This is a genomic window from Qipengyuania intermedia (genome assembly GCF_019711615.1).
Lineage (GTDB): Bacteria > Pseudomonadota > Alphaproteobacteria > Sphingomonadales > Sphingomonadaceae > Qipengyuania > Qipengyuania intermedia.
The window spans coordinates 850,728-865,436 of sequence record NZ_JAIGNS010000001.1 but is presented as its reverse complement, the minus strand read 5'-3'; the positions used below and the strand labels follow the sequence as shown (position 1 = coordinate 865,436).

The window sequence follows — 14,709 nt, the reverse complement described above, 5'->3', positions numbered from 1 at the left end:
TCCGCGCTTATTTCCGGCGGAAGCGGAAGTACCAGACCTCGTGGCCGTAGGTGTTGCGCGCCTTGTGTTCGTAGCGCGTCTCGCACCAGCCAGAGGGACGGTTTTCCCAACTCTGGCGGCCATCGACCAGCCACTCGAATTCGTCGGTAAAGCGGCGCATAACCATCAGCGCGTGGCGCAGGTAAACCGGGTGATCGGTGCCGAAGCGGAACTCGCCGCCGGGCTTCAGCTTGTCGGCGATCATGCGTACTGGCCCATCGTTCATCATCCGGCGCTTGGCGTGCTTGTTCTTCGGCCAGGGGTCGGGATGGAGGAGGTAGAGCATGGTGAGGCCGCCATCGGGCACCCGGGCCAGCGCCTCCAGCGCATCGCCGTGCTGGATGCGGACATTGGCAAGCCCGCCGTCGCGGATATGGGTCAGCGCCTGCGCCACGCCATTGAGGAAGGGCTCGGCCCCGATGAAACCGTGGTCGGGCAACAAATCGGCGCGATAGGCAAGGTGCTCGCCTGCGCCGAAGCCGATTTCGAAATGCAGCGGGCGCTCGAACCCGAACAGGCGCTCGGACGTAACTGGGCCCTCGGCGGGGACGGCGATCTGCGGGAGAAGCTTGTCGACCAGTTCCTGCTGGGCGGCGCGCAGGGGCTTGCCCTGGCTGCGGCCATACAGCCGGTTGAGCGTGGTCGGATCGCCTTCCTTGAATGCTGACATGGGGCGCGGCGCTAAGCCGATTGCGCCCGACTTGTCCAGAGGCAGGCGAGGGCTTGCCGCTTGTGGCGGGCGGGAAACGCAAGCTAGGCGTTTAGCCGAAATGGCTATCACTGCATCCGATCAACCGCATGGTCCGCGCATCGCGGTGCTGATGACGTGCCACAACCGGCGCGAGACGACCCTGGATTGTCTTCGTGCGCTTGCTGCCCAAGCTGAATTCCGGGCCGAAGATCTTTTCCTCGTCGATGACGGATCGCGGGACGGGACGGGCAGGGCGGTGCTCGACTTGCTGCCGCAGGCCGATGTCATCGAAGGTGACGGCACGCTGTTCTGGAACGGCGGGATGCGGCTGGCGTGGGAGCGGGCAAACGCAGCTGCCACTAACTACGACTGGTATTTCTGGCTGAACGACGATGTTGAACTCCTGCCACACGCGCTGGAGGGCATGCTGGCCGATGCCGAGCAATCGCGGGATGAGCGCGGCGCGGTGATCTGCGCCGGGTCAACGATTTCGCGCCTGCCGGAGGGCGAAGTCACGTACGGCGGACATTTCAGGCCTGAACCGCTCCGCAGGCCATTGCGGATGAGGCTGGCCATACCCGACGGCGCGCCGCAGAAGGTCGACACGATCAGCGGCAATGCGGTGCTGGTGTCGGCAGCGGCTTTCGAGCGTCTCGGCTCGCTCGATCCGATGTTCGAGCATATTTACGGCGATCTCGACTATGGCCTGCGTGCCGGGGCTGCCGGCGTCCCTTGCGTACTTGCGGGCAAGCCGGTCGGCTATTGCGCCGCCAACCCGGTCGCGGGAAGTTCGCTCGACCCCGCCTTGTCGAGGTTGGCGAGACTGCGCGCGCGCTGGCGGGAGGCCGGTGCAATCCACGGGCGCGACTGGCGGCGCTTCGTGGCGCGACACAGCCGCTCGCCGCTCACCCGCCTGGGCCACCGCCTCTCACCCTATGTCCGCATCCTGCTGGACAGGCCGCACCAATAGCGAAAAGGCCCGGCATCCCTTGTGGGGGCCGGGCCTTCACTCGCTGTCCAAGCGGTTGATCTTCTCAGGCGGCTTCCGCCTCTTCGTTCGGGTCGCGCAGGACATAGCCGCGGCCCCAGACGGTTTCGATGTAATTCTCTCCGCCGCAAGCATGGCTCAATTTCTTGCGCAGCTTGCAGATGAAGACGTCGATGATCTTGAGTTCGGGTTCGTCCATGCCGCCATAAAGGTGGTTCAGGAACATTTCCTTCGTCAGCGTGGTGCCCTTGCGGAGCGAAAGCAGCTCCAGCATGGCGTATTCCTTGCCGGTCAGATGGACGCGGGCGCCGTCGACTTCGACGGTCTTCGCATCGAGGTTCACCGCCAGCTTGCCGGTGCGGATGATCGACTGGCTGTGGCCCTTCGAACGGCGCACAACGGCGTGGATGCGAGCGATCAGCTCTTCGCGATGGAACGGCTTGGTGACGTAATCGTCGGCGCCGAAACCGAAGCTGCGGATCTTGCTGTCCATTTCGGCAATGCCCGAAAGGATCAGGACCGGGGTCTGCACCTTGGCGACGCGCAGTTTCTTGAGCACGTCATAGCCGTGCATGTCCGGCAGGTTGAGGTCGAGCAGGATGATATCGTAATCATACAGCTTGCCGAGATCCAAACCCTCTTCGCCCAGATCGGTCGAATAGACGTTGAAGCCTTCGGTAGTCAGCATGAGCTCGATAGCCTTGGCGGTTGTCGGCTCGTCTTCGATCAGCAGTACACGCATGGGTCTGGTCCCCCCTTGCCCCTGTTTGCGGTAACCCCCTGTAAAGAGGTGTTGCCCGTTGTTAACCACAGCAGGTCTGAACGGAAAAGGTTAACGTGGAGTAAAAAGGGTTAACATTTTTCAGTGTTGCAGATGGGACTCACAATGATTTCAGCTTCTTCGCGCGCCGGCGCTGCGCGGAAGAGCCGATGCCGATGGCCTCGCGGTACTTTGCCACGGTGCGCCGGGCGAGGTCGAAGCCCTCTTCGTTGAGGAGGTCGGCCAGCTTCTGGTCGGACAGGACCTTCTTCGGGTCCTCCCCGTCGCACAGCGCGCGGATACGAGCCTTGATCGCCTCGCTGCTGGCGCCTTCGCCGTCGGCGGCGGCGACGCCGCTGGAGAAGAAGTACTTCATCTCGAAGGTGCCGCGCGGGCAGTGGAGGTACTTGTTGCTCGTCACGCGGCTGACGGTGCTTTCGTGCATCTCGATTTCTTCCGCGACTTCGCGCAGCGTGAGCGGGCGCATGGCGGATACGCCTTCGCGGAAGAAACCCTCCTGCCGCTTAACGATTTCGCTGGCGGTCTTGAGGATGGTCTTCTGCCGCTGGTCCAATGCGCGGATCAGCCAGTCGGCCTCGCCAAGTTGTTCGTTAAGCCATTTGCGCGAAGCCTTGTCCCGCGCGCCCGATTCCAGTTCGGTATAATATTCGCGGTTCACCACCAGGCGCGGCAGGCTCGCCTCGTTGATGCGGATCGACCAGCCGGTCTTGCCTTTGGGGGTAACGAGCACGTCGGGCACCACCGCCGCCTCGCTCGCCCCGCCGTACTGGCAGCCGGGCTTGGGATCGTATCCTTTGAGTTCCGCCAGCATGTCGGCGAAATCTTCGTCATCGACGTCGCACAACCGCTTCAACCGGGCGATATCGCCATTGGCCAAGAGGTCGAGATTGTCGATCAGCCGCGCCATGCAAGGATCGTAGCGGTCGGCTTCCTTGGCTTGCAGGGCGAGGCATTCGCTGATCGACCGCGCTCCGACGCCGGTGGGATCGAGCGACTGGACCAGCTCCAGCGCGCGCTCGACTTCTGCAAGCGGCGCGCCCAGCTCGTCCGACAGGTGGCGGAGTTCCGCCTGGAGGTAACCGGCGTCGTCCAGCTCGTGGATGATGCGGGTCGCGATAAGGGCCTCGCGCGCGTCATGCGCTTGCGCGCCGACCTGTTCCATCAGGTGCTCGGCCAGCGTGACCCCGTCCGATGTGCGATTTTCGAGGTCGGGCATGTCTTCGCCCAGACCGCCGCCGCTGGCCGCCTGTCCCCAATCGCCCATGTCGCCAGGCGCGGCCTCCGGATCGAGCGCGTGCTGGGCGATGTCGAGCGCACCTTCTCCGTCCGGGCCCGGCGCGCTGTCATGTTCATCGGGTGATGCCTCGGGCCCATCTTCTCCCGCCTCGCGCCGCGTTTCCCCGATTTCGAGCAGCGGATTGCTGTCCAGCGCTTCGGCGACGAAGGTTTCGATTTCCAGATTGGACAGCGCCAGCAGCTTGATCGCCTGCTGCAATTGCGGCGTCATGACCAGCGATTGCGTCTGCCGTAGGTCTAGCCTCGGACCGAGCGCCATAAGTCAGCTCCGGGCGCGCGCCGCGATCACAGCGTGAAGTTTTCGCCGAGGTAGAGGCGTTTGACGTTTTCGTCGGCCACCAGTGCCTCGGGCGTTCCGGCGAAGAGCACCTGTCCGCCATAGATGATGCAGGCGCGGTCCACGATTTCCAGCGTCTCGCGCACGTTGTGGTCTGTGATGAGCACGCCGATACCGCGGGTCTTCAGGTCCTTCACCAGATCGCGGATGTCACTGATCGAGAGCGGGTCGATACCTGCAAAGGGTTCGTCGAGCAGCATGATCGAGGGCTTCGCCGCCAGCGCACGGGCGATTTCCGCGCGGCGGCGCTCGCCGCCCGACAGCGCCATTGCAGGGCTGGAACGCAGGCGGGTCAGGCCGAACTCGTCGAGCAGGCGCTCCAGCTCCGCTTCTCGTGTCGCCGCGTCCGGCTCGACCATTTCGAGTACGCAGTTGATGTTCTGCTCGACCGTCATGCCGCGGAAAATGCTGGTTTCCTGCGGCAGGTAGCCAAGGCCCAGGATTGCGCGGCGATACATCGGCAGCTTCGTCACGTCTTCGCCGTCCATCAGGATGCGGCCCGCATCCGGGCGAACGAGGCCCATGATCGAATAGAAGCACGTCGTCTTGCCCGCGCCATTGGGGCCTAGCAGGCCGAGCACTTCGCCCTTGCCGACCGACAGCGAAATATCGGTCAGTACCGCGCGCTTGTCGTAGCTTTTCGCAATGGAAATGACTTCGAGGCCGCCCTGCGGAATGGGCGGAGCGGCATCGTGCACCGCATCGTTCTCGGGGCTCATGGTGAGATCTGCCATGGGCTGGCCATAGCATGCGTGACGTCCCTGAAAACCCCGCGCAGCTTGGGAATCGACGAACTGGCAGGATTTATGCATGGACGTCATGGGGACGTCATGAAGCGCCCCGAACGAAACGGTCGGGCAATATATCGGAAGCCGCTTGCCAGAGTTTCGCAATTTTGAAACAATGCGAGTCGGAGAGAAAATACGGGGAGACGCCTGATGGGCAAGGCAATCGACGACGCAGCCGCAGCCGACGCGCACGAGACCGGACACCGCCGCGACCTGCGCAAAGCGATGAGCGACAATGTCGCCTATGCGCTGATCGTCTATACCGCCTTGCAGATTTTCATGACCGTCCACGCGATGAAGCAGGGCGTGTCCTCCATCCTCCCATATCTCGCGCTCGTGGTGCTCGTCGCCGGTATCATCCCGGCTTGCCGCTGGTTCGAAAAGCGGTGGGTCAACCTGTCCGATGACGAAGCGACCGATCCGGCTCTGATGGGCGCCTTCCGCCGCGACCAGATCATGCTGTGGGCCCTGGCGATTGGCTTGCCCGCATTGCTGACCGGTGCGTTCAAGCTGGCATTTGCCTGAGCTTGCAGGCGCGGCCTCCGCGCTCTAGCCGGACCCCAACTGGGTTCAGCGGAGTTATTCATAGATGATCGATACCGACACCGCGCTGGCGCGCTGCGACGACCTCGTGGCGCTGGCCCGTTCCCTCGGAGCAGATGCGGCGGACGCCGTGGCGCGTGCGGACTCCTCGGAAAGCGTGACCGTCCGGCTGGGCGAACTCGAAGAGGTCGAGCGCACCGAGAGCGAGGAAATCGGCCTGCGCGTCTTCGTGGGCAAGCGCTCCGCCTCGATCCACACCAGCGATTTCGCACCCGAGGGGCTGAAGGCACTGGCCCAGCGTGCGGTCGAGATGGCGCGTCATGCGCCCGAGGACCCCTATGCGGGGCTGGCTAGAGAGAAGGATCTTTTCACTGGCGAGATGCCGGACCTCGACCTGTTCGACGATACGCACATCGAACCCGCCGCCCTTCGCGAAGCCGCGCGTGCTACCGAAGAAGCGGCACGGGCAGTCGAAGGCGTCACCAACAGCAATGGCGGATCGGCCAGCGCCGGGCAGGCGGTGGTTGCGCTCGTGACCTCGGAAGGCTTCGAGCGCGGCTACACGGGCACGGGCTTTTCGCTTTCCGCCAATGTCATCGCTGGCGAGGGCAGCAGCATGCAGACCGACTACGCGTCGCGCAGCGCCCGTCATCACGCGGACCTGCCGTCGCCTCAGGAGATCGGAACCAAGGCGGGGGAGCGGACCGTGGCCAAGGTCAATCCTGGCTCGGTACCCAGCGGCAGGATGCCGGTCGTCTTCGATCCGCGCATCGGGGGCGGCCTGCTCGGCCACCTCATCGGCGCGATGGGCGCACCCGCGATTGCGCGCAAGGCGAGCTTTCTGCTCGGCCGCGAAGACGAAGACCTGTTCGACAGCGGCATCCGGATCGTCGAGGATCCCTTGCGCGTGCGCGGAATGCGCTCGCGCCCCTTCGATGGCGAAGGCGTCGCCAGCACACCGCGCGCCCTGGTAGAGAACGGGAAGATTTTCGGCTGGCTGAGCAATGTCGCTTCGGCCCGGCAGCTCGGCCTCGGCCTCTCCGGCCATGCGGCGCGTTCGGGCGGAGGCTCGCCCGGCGTCAGCGCCAGCAACGGCCATTTGGAGGCAGGCGAGGTGACGCCGGAGGCCCTGATCGCCGACATTGCCGACGGCCTCTATGTCACGGGCCTGTTCGGTCAGGGCGTCAATATGGTCACAGGCGACTACAGCCGCGGCGCAACCGGCTTCCGCATCCGGAATGGCGAGATCGCCGGGCCGGTTGCGGAAATCACCATCGCCGGCAATCTACTGGAGATGTTTCGCGCCATGACGCCTGCCAACGATCTCGAAATGCACAAATCGATCAACGTCCCGACAATCCGCGTCGACGGCATGACGGTGGCGGGCGAATGATGCGCTGGCTCGCCGCCCTGTCGCTGGCCTTTTCCACGCCAGCGCTGGCCATCCTGCCGTCCGCACCCGAACCGGCAAGCGAAGAAGCGCCCCCACAAGCACCCGAGCAGGAGATCGATGCGACCATCGACGAGGGCTCCGATGAACGCATCGCCGGACGTATCGAAGGCATCTTCGCCGAGCTCCCCGCCTTCCGACAGGTCGAGGTAGGGGTCAGCTCGGGTGTAGTAACGCTTTCGGGTGTCGTGCCGGACCAGGACGCCGTTGCGCGGGCCGAGGCTATCGCCGGCCGCGTAAGCGGTGTCGTCACGGTCGAGAACGACCTCGAACGCGATGTCTCGATTGCGGCGCAGGGAGAGGGGCTGAATGCGCTGGCCGATCGCTGGTCGCAGTTCCTCGCCATGCTGCCGCTCATCGGGCTGGCGCTTGCCGTATGGGCGGGCATTGCCCTGGTCGGCTATCTGATCGCAGGCCTCGGGGCGCTGTGGCACAGGATCGCGCCGAACAGCTTCCTTGCCGAACTGATCGCCAGCGCGATCCGCTTCGTCTTCGTCGTCGGCGGGCTTGTCGTGGCGCTCGACATGATCGGTGCGGCCGCTCTGCTCGGCGCGGTACTGGGCGGGGCGGGCCTAATCGGCCTCGCTCTCGGTTTCGCGCTGCGCGACACGATCGAGAATTACGTCGCCTCGCTCATGCTGAGCCTGCGCCAGCCCTTCCGGGCCAACGACTGGGTCCTGATCGGCGATCTGGAGGGCCGCGTCATCCGCCTCACCAGTCGCGCGACCATCCTGATGACGCTCGACGGCAACCACCTGCGCATTCCCAACAGCCAGGTGTTCAAGGCGGTCATCATCAATTTCACCCGCAACCCCCAGCGCCGGTTCCAATTCGACCTCGGCGTCGATGCGGACGACGATGCGCGCGCCGCCCGCAAGCTTGGCCGCGAAGTGCTTGAGGGGCTCGATTTCATCCTCCCCGAACCTGCGCCCGAGGCGCGCATTATCGAAGTCGGCGATTCGAATGTGGTGATCCGCTTCCTCGGCTGGATCGACCAGAACCAGACCGATTGGTGGAAGGCGCAAAGCCAGGCGATCCCGGCAGTCAAGGAAGCGCTCGAAAATGCAGGTTTCGGCCTGCCCGAGCCGATCTACCGCCTGCGCTTCGATCCGCGCTCCGCCACCCTGCCGTTCGAAAACCGCGCGGAAGGAACGCGCGAGAAGGAGCAGGAAGCCGCGAGCCGGAAAGCCCCGCAGATCACCGTCACCGAAGCCGACGAGGACGTGCGGCCCGTCGACGAGATCGTCGAGATGGTCGAGGAAGAACGGCGGCAAACCGGGGGCGAGCAGGACAAGGACCTGCTCGACCACGCACGGCCTGTAGAGTGAGTTACTTGCTCGCCTGGTAGCGTTCGATCGCTTCTTCCACGATCCGGCGCGCTTCGGCAGCATCGCCCCAAGCACCGACGCGGACCCACTTCTCGGCTTCGAGATCCTTGTAGTGGGTGAAGAAGTGCTCGATCTGCTGGAAGATAATGCTCGGCAGGTCCTTGGTTTCGCCCACGTCCGAATAATAAGGGAAGGTGGTGTCGACCGGCACGCAGATCAGCTTTTCATCGCCGCCATGCTCGTCTTCGAGGTTCAGCACGCCGATGGGGCGGGCGCGCACAACGCAACCTGCGATGAAGGGCGAGCGCGCGATGACCAGCGCATCGAGCGGGTCGCCATCGGGGCTGAGCGTGTGCGGCACGAAGCCATAGTTGGCAGGATAGCGCATCGGCGTGTGGAGGATGCGGTCGACGAACAGCGCACCGCTTTCCTTGTCGAATTCGTACTTCACCGGTTCGCCGCCGGTGGGCACTTCGATAATGACATTGAGGCTTTCGGGCGGATTGTCGCCAACGGGGATCATGTCGATGCGCATGGATACTCTTCTTCTAAAAGGTTTCGGCTCCGGCCCACTCCCCCACCCGGCCACCCATGGGATTATACTCATTGGGTGGCCGGGTGGGGGAGCGGGCTGGCACCGTCCCGCCGCGAGGCGGAAAAGACACTGGCCCCTCTCCCCAGAAAGACTTCGCGGGGCCGATAGCGGCTTGCGAAGCATTGCGGAAGGGGGACGATAGTCCTAATCGCGCCTCCCATGGCAAAAACACCCCAAGCTATCCGCGGAACGCAGGACATTTTCGGCGCCGATGCAGAAGCCTTCGCCTTCGTGGTCGAGACTTTCGAACGCGTGCGCAGGCTTTATCGCTTCCGCCGCGTGGAAATGCCGGTCTTCGAGAAGACCGAGGTTTTCAGCCGCGCCATCGGCGAGACGACCGATGTGGTGTCGAAGGAAATGTATTCCTTCGAGGACCGCGGCGGCGATTCGCTGACATTGCGTCCGGAATTCACCGCCGGGATCGCGCGCGCCTATCTTTCCAACGGGTGGCAGCAGCATGCGCCGCTCAAGGTCGCGACGCATGGGCCGCTGTTCCGTTACGAGCGCCCGCAGAAGGGGCGCTATCGCCAGTTCCACCAGATCGATGCGGAGATCATCGGCGCAGCAGAACCGCAGGCGGACGTGGAACTGCTGGCCATGGCCGACCAGCTGCTGAAGGAACTCGGCATCGAGGGCGTCACGCTGCACCTCAATACGCTGGGCGATGGCGACAGCCGCGAAGCCTGGCGTGCTGCGCTGATCGAATACTTCCGCGCCGTGAAGGACGAATTGAGCGAAGATTCGCAGGAGCGGTTGGAAAAGAACCCGCTGCGCATCCTCGACAGCAAGGATCGCCGCGACCAGCGCTTCGTTGCCGATGCGCCCAGGATCGACGATTTCCTGACCGAGGAGGCGAAGGCCTTCTTCGAAGCCGTCACCAGCGGCCTCGATGCGGCGGGCGTAAAATGGCAGCGCGCCGAAAGCCTCGTGCGCGGCCTCGATTATTACCGCCACACCGCCTTCGAATTTATTCCCGACGAGGGGAGCGAGGCCGCCGGCAAGCTCGGCAGCCAGAGCACCATCCTCGGCGGCGGTCGCTACGACGGGCTCATGGAAAGCCTCGGTGGCGCGCCAACGCCTGCGGTCGGCTGGGCTGCGGGGATCGAGCGGCTGGCGATGCTGGTGGGCGGTAAGGGCGAGCCGAACGCCGACGTGGTCGTGGTGGTCGAGAACGACGAAGTGATCCAGAGCGCCATTGCTGCGATCGGAAAAATCAGGGCGTCCGGTCACTCTGCCGACCTGATGGCCACTGGCAGCCCTCGCAAGCGTTTCGACAAGGCTGTCAAAGCGGGTGCGGACAAGATTGTCGCCTTCGACCTGCGCGACGGTATCGAACACGTGCGTATCAAAGCCGATGACGATGCCCGAGGCAGGATCGAGAAGTTGCTCGACTGATCATGAAAGTCCCCGCCGAACGTCTTGACCAGATCGCCAATCGCTTCGCCGAGCTCGAGGCGCGCATGGCGTCGGGCCAGCTGGAGGGCGAAGAATTCGTCCAGGCGAGCCGCGACTATGCCGAGCTGGAGCCGGTCGCCAAGGTGGCGGCGGAAGTGAAGGCCGCCCGCGCCGAGATTGCCGAGCTCGAGGACATGCTCGCCGATCCGGAAATGAAGGCCATGGCCGAGGAAGAGCTGGCCGCGCTACGCCAGCGCCTGCCCGAGGCCGAACGCCAGCTCGCTATCGCCATGCTGCCGCGCGACAGCGCCGATAACAAGCCGGCCATGCTGGAAATCCGGGCCGGGACGGGCGGCGACGAGGCGGCGCTGTTCGCAGGCGATCTCTACCGGATGTACGAACGTTTCGCGGCCGAGCAGGGCTGGAAGGTCGAGCCGGTCAGCCTCAGCGCGTCCGAAGTCGGCGGCTTCAAGGAAGTCGTCGCCAATGTAACCGGCACCGGTGTCTTCGCGAAACTGAAATTCGAAAGCGGTGTCCACCGGGTGCAGCGCGTGCCGGAAACCGAAAGCGGCGGGCGCATCCATACCTCGGCTGCCACCGTGGCGGTTTTGCCCGAACCTGACGAGGTCGATGTGCAGATCGACCCGACCGAACTCAAGATCGACACCTACCGTGCCAGCGGTGCGGGCGGGCAGCACGTCAACACCACCGACAGCGCGATCCGTATCACGCACTTGCCGACCGGGACGGTGGTCACCTGCCAGGACGGGCGCAGCCAGCACAAGAACAAGGAAAAGGCGCTGCAGGTCCTGCGCACGCGCCTCTACGATGCCCAGCGCGAAGCGACGCAGGGTGCGGAGGCGGAAGCGCGCAAGGCCATGGTCGGCAGCGGCGACCGGTCCGAACGCATCCGCACTTACAACTTCCCGCAAGGCCGCGTCACCGATCACCGCATCGGCCTGACCTTGCAGAAGCTGCCGCAGATCATCGCCGGGCCAGGTTTGGGCGAGCTGATCGATGCGCTGATCGCGGAAGACGAAGCCAAGCGTCTCGCCGCCCTCAATGAATAAGCGCGCGCGATGACGGTCGCCGATGCGATCCGCCAGGCGGCGGAACGGCTGTCCGCAACCAGTGATACGGCAAGGCTCGATGCGGAATTGCTGATGGCGCATTCGCTGGGCGTCTCGCGTTCTCGCATGCTCGTCACGCTGATGCGCGAGGACGAACCGCCTGCGTTTGGCGGGCTTGTCGAACGGCGCGCTGCGTATGAACCGGTGGCTTATATCACCGGGGTTCAGGAGTTTTGCGGACTGGAGTTTCGCGTCACGCCGGACACGCTGATCCCGCGCGGCGATAGCGAGACTATCGTCGAGGCGGCACTGGAAGTCGCTCCCGCCGCGCGCCGCGTGCTCGATATGGGGACCGGGACAGGTGCGCTCCTGCTCGCCTTCCTCAATGAGGCTCCGGACGCGAGCGGGGTGGGGATGGATGCTTCGCCTGCCGCGACGGCTGTTGCTCGGAAGAATGCCGAACGCCTCGGCCTTTCTCCTCGCACACGGTTTCTGACAAGCAGCTGGCTCGATGACGGGTGGTCGCAGGATCTTGGTCAGTTCGACCTGATCCTCTGCAATCCGCCCTATGTCGAACAGGATGCCGCGCTCGAGCCGGATGTGCGCGATTACGAACCGGCCAGTGCGCTGTTTGCAGGCGAAGAGGGGCTTGACGACTATCGCGCGATTATCCCGCAGCTAGGCAAGCTGATTCTCGCAGGCGGTGCCGCCGTGCTCGAAATCGGCGCAAATCAGGCCGAACAGGTCTCTGCGATCGCCTCCGAATCGGGCTTCGAATCCGAGCTCCGCAGGGACCTCGCGGGGCGTCCCCGGGCACTTATCCTTAGATAAGGCTTGGCAAAGGCGATTCGAGGCTCTAAATCTGGCCATAGGCCAGTGGTGTGCGGGTCATTTCGTCCCACCGGTTCTAGCTCCGACATTGCAGTTCTGGTGCGAGGCATTCGGCCCCGTATACCATGCACGAAAAGGGGCACGCACGACGCCAGAAGGCGTCTCGTGCGTAAGGGGATTCGCGGCACATGCGGGCTATGTCCTGCGCCGCGCCATTGATGAGGACGAGTATCCTTGAACAACAATCGTAATAACCGCCGTCGCGGTCGCAACAATCGCAACCAGGGCGGTGCCAATTCGGCCAACCGGATCGACAGCCGCGCACGCGGTAACGCTCCGCAGCTGCTCGACAAGTACAAGAAGCTTGCCCAGGACGCGCAGCACAATGGCGACCGTGTGCAGGCGGAATACTATTTGCAGTTTGCCGATCACTATTTCCGCGTCATTGCCGACAACAAGGCCCGCCAGGAAGAAGCCAAGGCCAAGCGCAACGACGAGCGCGGCGGCAATTCCTCCGATGATGACGATGACGACGACGGTGACGATCGCCGCCAAAACCGCCGCCAGCGTTCGCGCCGCGATGATGGCCAGGACCAGTCTGGCGGCCGTCAGCGCAGGCAGCGCGACAATGTCGGCGATGACGACGACGGCTCCGATAACTCGCCCACCCGCAACGACGACGGCGAAGACAAGCCCAAGAAGCGCCGCGCACCGCGCAAGGCCCCGAAGGGCATCGAGGGCGAAAAGGGTGTCGAGGGCGAGATCGATGCAGCGGCCCTGCCGCCCGCTATCGGCTCGAACGACGATGACGGGGACGACAAGCCCGCCCCGCGTCGCCGCCGCCGCAAGGCGGAAGACGCCGACGCGGAAAGCGCTGTCGGCTGATACCGGCCACTACGGCTGACGCTTTCGATTGCCATTGCCGCGCCCGTTGTTAACAGGCGTGGCAATGGATCGCATTTCCGACCTTATCGATCGGCATCCCTACTGGAGCGCCCTTGTGCTCGGCCTGGTCTCGGCGCTCGGTTATCCGCCGCTCGGGCTGTGGCCGCTGTCGCTTGCCGGCATGGCGGCTTTCATCTGGCTCCTGCACCGCAGGCCACACGGCAAAAGCGCGTTCTTCACCGGATGGCTTTTCGGGGTCGCGCATTTCACCCTCACAAACAACTGGATCGCGACCGCTTTCACCTACCAGGCGGAGATGCCAGCGTGGCTCGGCTGGCTCGCCGTCCCGCTCCTCTCGCTATACCTCGCGATCTGGCCCGCACTCGCAAGCTGGGGTGCGTGGGTCCTTGCAAGAAGACATGCGCTTCCCGCCTTCGCCCTCTCCTTTGGGGCATTCTGGATCGCTGCGGAATGGTTCAAGAGCTGGGTCTTCACCGGATATGCCTGGGGGCCGTTCTCGATGGCGTTTCTGGGCGACTGGACCCGGCCCGGCCTCGCCCTGTTGCTGCCCGTAACGGGCACATACGCGCTCTCGGGTCTGCTGGTCGCGCTTGCCGGACTGGCCGCGTGGCTCGTCGCCAGCAAGCGCCGTGCTGCACTTGGCGTCATTGGCACAATCTTCATCCTCGGCATGCTCTGGCCGGCAGGCACTGCGCGCGAGGGGACGCTTGCCCTCACGCTGGTACAGCCCAATCTCAAGCAGGAAGAGATCGACGATCCGACCAAGTTCGAGGACCAGTTCCGGCAGATCGCATCGCTCAGCCGGAAGTGGCGCGAAGTCGAGCGGCGCTTGATCCTCTGGCCAGAAAGCGGGGTGCCGGACTATCTGCGCGAAGGCTATCCGCAGCGCTATTATGACCGGATGACGGCGGGCGGCGACCCGGCATTCGCGCGCTTCCGCATCGGCCAGGCGATCGGCGATGGCGGATTGCTGTTGACGGGCGCAGTCGATCTGGAGATCGGCGAGGTCGACGGATACCGCAAGGCGACAGGGGCCTATAACGCCATCACCCCGATTACCGCGGACGGCCTGATCGGGCCCCGCTATGCGAAGGCGCACCTCGTTCCTTATGGCGAGTACCTTCCCATGCGCGCGCTTCTGGAACCGCTCGGCCTGAGCAGGCTCGTGGCCGGCAGCATCGACTTCATTCCCGGACCCGGGCCGCAGACGGTCGATTTAAAGCAATACGGCAAGGCGGGCATGCAGATTTGCTACGAGATCGTTTTCTCAGGCGAGGTCGTCGACCGGGACGAGCGCCCCGACTACATCTTCAACCCTTCCAACGACGGCTGGTTCGGTAGCTGGGGTCCGCCGCAGCATCTCGCGCAAGCGCGCATGCGGGCGATCGAGGAAGGGCTTCCGGTGCTCAGGTCCACGACCACCGGGATCAGTGCCGTGATCGACGCGCGCGGCACCGTGCGCAGCCATATCGGCAGGGGCGAGGCCGACCGCATCGATACCATGGTTCCGCCGCCCGCCGATCCCACGCTCTTCTCGGCTCTGGGCCACTGGCTCACACTGCTTTGGGGACTGCTCCTCTTGGGCGGATCACTGGTTGCCATGAGGATGCAAGGCCGTTACGTGTCGCAGCACACATAAAGATTTCTTTATATCTCTTATTTTCCGGGGTC

General features: G+C 64.3%; 14 protein-coding genes. 9 read left to right on the top strand and 5 right to left on the bottom strand.

The annotated features are described in order from the left end of the window. Positions 1–7 precede the first annotated feature (7 nt). The gene (gene trmB, locus K3179_RS04220) at positions 8–709 is read right to left on the bottom strand and encodes a tRNA (guanine(46)-N(7))-methyltransferase TrmB (RefSeq protein ID WP_221562611.1); all 702 of its coding nucleotides are present in this window, start codon (positions 707–709) and stop codon (positions 8–10) included. 100 nt (positions 710–809) lie between these two features. Here trmB and K3179_RS04215 point away from each other — a divergent pair, with 100 nt between their 5' ends. After that, the gene (locus K3179_RS04215) at positions 810–1,700 is read left to right on the top strand and encodes a glycosyltransferase family 2 protein (RefSeq protein ID WP_221562610.1); all 891 of its coding nucleotides are present in this window, start codon (positions 810–812) and stop codon (positions 1,698–1,700) included. 64 nt (positions 1,701–1,764) lie between these two features. Here the strand turns inward: K3179_RS04215 and ctrA are convergent, their stop codons facing one another. The 3 genes from ctrA to lptB form a co-directional block, all read right to left on the bottom strand. Then, positions 1,765–2,460, bottom strand: a complete 696-nt coding sequence (ctrA, locus tag K3179_RS04210) for a response regulator transcription factor CtrA (RefSeq protein ID WP_090477376.1) — start codon at positions 2,458–2,460, stop codon at positions 1,765–1,767. Between the two features lie 139 nt (positions 2,461–2,599). After that, positions 2,600–4,054: an RNA polymerase factor sigma-54 gene (rpoN, locus tag K3179_RS04205; RefSeq protein ID WP_221562609.1), complete on the bottom strand. Its 1,455-nt coding sequence runs from the start codon at positions 4,052–4,054 to the stop codon at positions 2,600–2,602. Positions 4,055–4,080: 26 nt separating this feature from the next. Continuing rightward, positions 4,081–4,851 carry an LPS export ABC transporter ATP-binding protein gene (lptB, locus tag K3179_RS04200; RefSeq protein WP_407692144.1) on the bottom strand — a complete coding sequence of 257 codons (771 nt, stop codon included), beginning with the start codon at positions 4,849–4,851 and terminating at the stop codon, positions 4,081–4,083. A 219-nt stretch (positions 4,852–5,070) separates the two neighbouring features. On the opposite strand from lptB, the gene K3179_RS04195 reads away from it, so the two are divergent. The 3 genes from K3179_RS04195 (at position 5,071) to K3179_RS04185 (ending at position 8,241) form a co-directional block, all read left to right on the top strand. Continuing rightward, positions 5,071–5,445, top strand: coding sequence for a hypothetical protein (locus K3179_RS04195; protein WP_221562608.1), 375 nt, complete (start codon positions 5,071–5,073; stop codon positions 5,443–5,445). A gap of 64 nt (positions 5,446–5,509) precedes the next feature. Continuing rightward, positions 5,510–6,856: a TldD/PmbA family protein gene (locus tag K3179_RS04190; RefSeq protein ID WP_221562607.1), complete on the top strand. Its 1,347-nt coding sequence runs from the start codon at positions 5,510–5,512 to the stop codon at positions 6,854–6,856. After that, a complete protein-coding gene (locus K3179_RS04185) occupies positions 6,853–8,241 on the top strand; it encodes a mechanosensitive ion channel family protein (protein WP_221562606.1) in 1,389 nt (462 codons plus the stop codon). Before K3179_RS04190 ends, K3179_RS04185 begins: the two co-directional genes overlap by 4 nt. 1 nt (position 8,242) lies before the next feature. Here the strand turns inward: K3179_RS04185 and ppa are convergent, their stop codons facing one another. Further along, entirely contained in the window at positions 8,243–8,776 is a 534-nt protein-coding gene (ppa, locus tag K3179_RS04180) for an inorganic diphosphatase (RefSeq protein WP_221562605.1), read from the bottom strand. Positions 8,777–8,995: 219 nt separating this feature from the next. On the opposite strand from ppa, the gene hisS reads away from it, so the two are divergent. The 5 genes from hisS (at position 8,996) to lnt (ending at position 14,677) form a co-directional block, all read left to right on the top strand. Continuing rightward, positions 8,996–10,231 (top strand): histidine--tRNA ligase, encoded by a 1,236-nt coding sequence (hisS, locus tag K3179_RS04175; RefSeq protein WP_221562604.1) that lies wholly within the window; start codon positions 8,996–8,998, stop codon positions 10,229–10,231. A gap of 2 nt (positions 10,232–10,233) precedes the next feature. Further along, positions 10,234–11,301, top strand: coding sequence for a peptide chain release factor 1 (gene prfA / locus K3179_RS04170; protein WP_221562603.1), 1,068 nt, complete (start codon positions 10,234–10,236; stop codon positions 11,299–11,301). Positions 11,302–11,310: 9 nt separating this feature from the next. Continuing rightward, a complete protein-coding gene (prmC, locus tag K3179_RS04165) occupies positions 11,311–12,132 on the top strand; it encodes a peptide chain release factor N(5)-glutamine methyltransferase (RefSeq protein ID WP_221562602.1) in 822 nt (273 codons plus the stop codon). Between the two features lie 234 nt (positions 12,133–12,366). Continuing rightward, positions 12,367–13,017 (top strand): DUF4167 domain-containing protein, encoded by a 651-nt coding sequence (locus K3179_RS04160; RefSeq protein ID WP_221562601.1) that lies wholly within the window; start codon positions 12,367–12,369, stop codon positions 13,015–13,017. A 64-nt stretch (positions 13,018–13,081) separates the two neighbouring features. Beyond that, positions 13,082–14,677 (top strand): apolipoprotein N-acyltransferase, encoded by a 1,596-nt coding sequence (gene lnt / locus K3179_RS04155; protein ID WP_221562600.1) that lies wholly within the window; start codon positions 13,082–13,084, stop codon positions 14,675–14,677. Positions 14,678–14,709 lie beyond the last annotated feature (32 nt).